Here is a 4328-nt window from a genome sequence, read left to right on the forward strand (position 1 = left end):
CACCGAATGCACCTCGGAACACGTCAACTTGCTGGAAAGCCTGATCGGCAAGCTGGCGCACCGGCTGATGAAGTTGCCCGGCGTGCTGGGCGTGCGGGTGAAGATCGCCAAACTTGAAATTTTTGACGACTGCGAAGTAGCCATTCGCATCGAGACGGGACAGTGGTGAACGATATGGGAGTGAATGATATGAGTGCTGTTTGGGAAGATGCTGTCGCGGAACACGAGCAGCAGGAAAGCTCCGCGCGCGTGCAAAACAGCATGAAGATCGAGCGCGAAGACCACAAACTGGAAAAACGCCTATGCCGCGAAGTCGGCCGCGCCATCGTCGACTTCAACATGATTGAAGAGGGCGACAAGGTCATGGTGTGCGTCTCGGGCGGCAAAGACAGCTACGCCATGCTCGACATTTTGCTGAAGCTGCAAAAGCGAGCGCCCATCAATTTCGAACTGGTGGCCGTCAACCTCGACCAGAAGCAGCCCGGTTTCCCGGAGCACATCCTGCCGGACTATCTCGGCAAGCTTGGCGTACCCTTCCATATCGAAAACCAGGACACTTACAGCATCGTCAAGCGCGTGATCCCCGAAGGCAAAACACTGTGCTCGCTGTGCTCGCGCCTGCGCCGCGGCATTTTGTACCGTGTCGCGGGTGAACTCGGCTGTACAAAGGTTGCGCTGGGCCACCACCGCGACGACATGCTGCAGACGTTTTTCCTCAACATGTTTTTTGCGGCCAAGCTCAAGGGCATGCCGCCCAAGCTGGTGAGCGACGACGGCAAGAACGTCGTCATCCGCCCCATGGCCTACGTGACCGAGAAAGACCTGACGCGCTGGGCGCAGGTGCGCGAATTTCCCATCATCCCGTGCACGCTGTGTGGCAGCCAGGAAAACCTGCAGCGCAAGCAGGTCGGCAACATGCTGCGCGAATGGGAGAAAAAATTCCCCGGCCGGCTGGAAAACATGTTCGCGTCACTGCAAAACATCGTGCCTTCGCACCTGATGGACAACAAGCGCCACGATTTCAAGGGCATCAAGACAACGGGCATTGCCGACCCGGAAGGCGACAAGGCTTTTGACACTGAGGAGTTCTGGGAGCCGGTGCCTCCGGGATTGTCCGTGATCGGTGTTCATTCCGGTTGACTGGTTTTTTCAGCGTTCTTCGTTTTTCAACAACTCATTGCTTTGGAGGTCTCATGAAACGTGCGTTCGCGATTTTCTTCATGGCTGCCATGGCTTTTGTCATGGCGGGTTGTTCCACCGTGCGCCTGGTCGACAGTGATGTCACTGCCTTCTACAACTGGAACGGCGCGCCGCCGGCGCCGGGCACACCTTACCGCTTTGAGCGCCTGCCCTCCCAGCAGGCCCCGGGTTCGCCGCAGGAGGCCCTCGAGGGCATGGCGCGCAGCGCCCTGGCCAAGGTGGGAATGGAGCTCAATCCGCCCGCCGCACGCTACAGCGTGCAGATTGTGGCCAACACCCAGATCATCGACCGCGGCCCCTATGGCTACAGTCCCTACGGCGGTTTTGGGTTTGGAAGCGGTGTGTTCATGGGCGGCGGTAGCCGCGGCGTCGGGGTCGGCCTGTCGTTCCCAATCGGCGGCGGAATCTCGGAGCCGACCTATTTCAAGCGCGAGCTGAGCATCGTGATGCGCGACCTTCGCACCAACCAGGTCGCCTATGAAACACGGGCCCTGCACGACGGCGTCTGGTCGGACACCCCGGCGGTGCTGCCCGCCATGCTGGACTCGGCACTGCGCGGCTTCCCGCAGCCGCCGCCGGGGACACGCCGCATCAATGTGGAGATCCCAAGGTAGATGTGGCCCCCACGCTTGTCGCTTCGCGTACTACGCTACCCCCCGGGGGGGCCGCTGCGCCTGCGGCCCGGCAAAGCCGGTTCCGCGGCCCTGGCTGGCTTAGCACCGCTTCTCGCTTCTATTACCCCCTTCGTGTTGGTGTGTCATGACTGAAGTGACGCGCGTTATTGCCATACGGCATGGGGAGACCACCTGGAATGTGGATACCCGCATCCAGGGCCATCTGGACATTCCCCTCAATGACATTGGACGCCGGCAGGCTGAGCGCATGGCGCTCGCGCTGGCCGAGGAACCCATCACCGCCATCTACGCCAGCGATCTGACACGCGCCTGGGAAACCGCGGAGTACCTGGGCCGTGCACTGGGCATCGAGGTGACGCGTGAGGAAGGCCTGCGGGAGCGCGGCTTCGGCGACTTTGAAGGGAAAACCTTTTCGGAGATCGAGGCGCTGCTGCCCGAGCAGTCGATGCGATGGCGCAAGCGGGACCCGGAATTTGCGCCCGCTGGCGGTGAATCATTGCTCGATTTGCGTAGTCGTGTGGTCACTACCGCCGAGCGCCTGGCAGCCGCCCACCCGGGCGAGCTGATCGCCATGGTCGGCCACGGCGGGGTGATGGACGTGCTGTACCGCGCCGCCACGCGGCTGGACATCCAGGCCCCACGCACCTGGGCGCTGGGCAACACGGCCATCAACCGCTTGCTCTGGACGCCCCAGGGTTTTTCACTGGTAGGCTGGGCCGACACCCAGCACCTGGACGGCATTGCGCTGGATGACGGATTTGCCGGCGGCGAGGCCGGTTCCGGTGTCGGCGCACAATAGGCACAGATAAACTTCTACGTATCCATGAGCACCCTGCCATCCCATCTGGCCGAACTGATCGGCAAACCGGTCAACGACATCGATACCCCCGCCCTGGTCATCGACCTGGATGCGATGAAGCGCAACCTCGCGCGCATGGCCGAATTTGCCAAGAAGCACAACGTTCGCTGGCGTCCCCATGCCAAGCTGCACAAAAGTGTCGCGCTGGCCAAGGCGCAGATGCGGGCCGGCGCCATTGGCGTGTGCGTGCAAAAAACGTCCGAAGCCGAAATCTTGGTGGCCGGCGGTGTGTACAACGTCTACATCAGCAATGAAGTGATCGCCCCGGGCAAGCTGGCCCGTGTGGCGGCGCTCACGCAAAAAGTCGCGGCCCAGGGTGGGCACCTTGCCATTGCGGTGGACAGCACCGAAGGCGTAATCCGCCTGGCGCAGGCCATGACGGAGGCCCGCATCAACAACAAGAGCGCGGGCGCCACTGTGATCGACGTGTTTGTGGAAATTGACGTTGGCCAGGGCCGCTGCGGTGTCGAGCCCGGCGCSGCCGCCGTCACGCTGGTGCTGGAAATCCGCAARCACCCCGCGCTGCGTTTTGCCGGCYTGCAGGCCTACCAYGGCAAGGCCCAGCACATGCGAAGCGCCCAGGAAAGGCGCGACGCCATCGCCAGGGCGGTGGAGGCCGTGCTCCTGACGCGCAAACTGATAGAAGCCCAGGGCATCACGGTAGACCTGGTCACGGGGGCCGGCACCGGCAGCCTGATGCTGGAAGCCGCCAGCGGCGTCTATGGCGAACTGCAGGCCGGCTCCTTCATGTTCATGGACGCCGACTACGCCCAAAACGAACGGGACCCGTCGCAGCCGCAGTTCGAACACGCGCTGTTCGTCAAAACCCAGGTGATCAGCACGCACGGCAGCCATGCGGTGTGCGACGCCGGCCACAAAAGCCACGCCATTGATTCCGGCCTGCCGCTGGTGCATGCCTTTGACAGTGAAAGCGAGCTGGCCTATTTCAATGGCGGCGACGAGCACGGCATTTTGCGGCCCGCGGGCGACAGCAAGCGCCTGCCCGGCCTGGGCAGCATGCTGTGGCTGATTCCCGGCCACTGCGACCCCACCGTGAATTTGCACGACGCCATGATTGGCGTGGCCGGTGGTCTGCGCCACGGCACAGTGCAGCGCATTTACCAGGTTGATGCGCGTGGCGCGCTGACCTGACCTGCCGGCATGGCGTCTGAGAAGCGCGCCTAGAAGTTCACGCCGTAGACTGCATACATCGGCGAGGGCGCGCCATTGATGCGCCCGCCCCGGTACTCCGCTTCGCGTGCCGACTGCAGTACGGCCCCATTGAGTTCGGCATGCGTGGACGACAGCACCCGCGCATCGAGCAGCTTGCCCTCGGCGTCCAGCAGTGTGATCACGACGACGCGGCCATGCACTCCCTGCGCGCGGTAAGCTTGCAAGGCGTCGAGCGCGCCGGGCTTGCGCACGCGCGCGATGGAAATTTTTTGCCCCATACCGTCGCCGTCCTGCATCTGCGGCGCCTGCGGATGATCAGCGTAGAGTTTTCCCATCTGCCGGAACAGCTCGGGGAATTCCGGCAGGCTGGACGTGGAAGCGAGAGGCACGGCTGGATTGGGCGTGCGCGGTCCCGGTGCAGGGACCGCGCAGCCCCCGACCGCCATTGCCCAACAAAGCAT

Annotated in this window: 6 protein-coding genes; 5 read left to right on the forward strand and 1 reads right to left on the reverse strand. The window is 63.1% G+C overall.

The window, feature by feature from the left end:
- The 5 genes from AC1D1P_RS15725 to AC1D1P_RS15745 all read left to right on the forward strand — a co-directional run.
- Positions 1 to 169, forward strand: a 169-nt coding sequence (locus AC1D1P_RS15725; protein ID WP_477673621.1) for a dihydroneopterin aldolase, incomplete at its 5' end; no start/stop codon positions are given.
- Between the two features lie 20 nt (positions 170 to 189).
- Positions 190 to 1140, forward strand: a complete 951-nt coding sequence (gene ttcA, locus AC1D1P_RS15730; protein WP_477673619.1) for a tRNA 2-thiocytidine(32) synthetase TtcA — start codon at positions 190 to 192, stop codon at positions 1138 to 1140.
- Between the two features lie 53 nt (positions 1141 to 1193).
- Complete coding sequence (locus tag AC1D1P_RS15735) at positions 1194 to 1814, forward strand: DUF4136 domain-containing protein (RefSeq protein ID WP_477670046.1); 621 nt, start codon at positions 1194 to 1196, stop codon at positions 1812 to 1814.
- Between the two features lie 145 nt (positions 1815 to 1959).
- Positions 1960 to 2634 carry a histidine phosphatase family protein gene (locus AC1D1P_RS15740; protein WP_477670045.1) on the forward strand — a complete coding sequence of 225 codons (675 nt, stop codon included), beginning with the start codon at positions 1960 to 1962 and terminating at the stop codon, positions 2632 to 2634.
- 24 nt (positions 2635 to 2658) lie between these two features.
- Positions 2659 to 3846 (forward strand): DSD1 family PLP-dependent enzyme, encoded by a 1188-nt coding sequence (locus AC1D1P_RS15745; RefSeq protein ID WP_477670044.1) that lies wholly within the window; start codon positions 2659 to 2661, stop codon positions 3844 to 3846.
- 29 nt (positions 3847 to 3875) lie between these two features.
- Here AC1D1P_RS15745 and AC1D1P_RS15750 read toward each other — a convergent pair.
- Positions 3876 to 4328, reverse strand: a 453-nt coding sequence (locus AC1D1P_RS15750) for an energy transducer TonB family protein (protein WP_477673620.1), incomplete at its 5' end; no start/stop codon positions are given.

The sequence above is a fragment of the Polaromonas sp. P1_E1_2 genome (assembly GCF_056406035.1).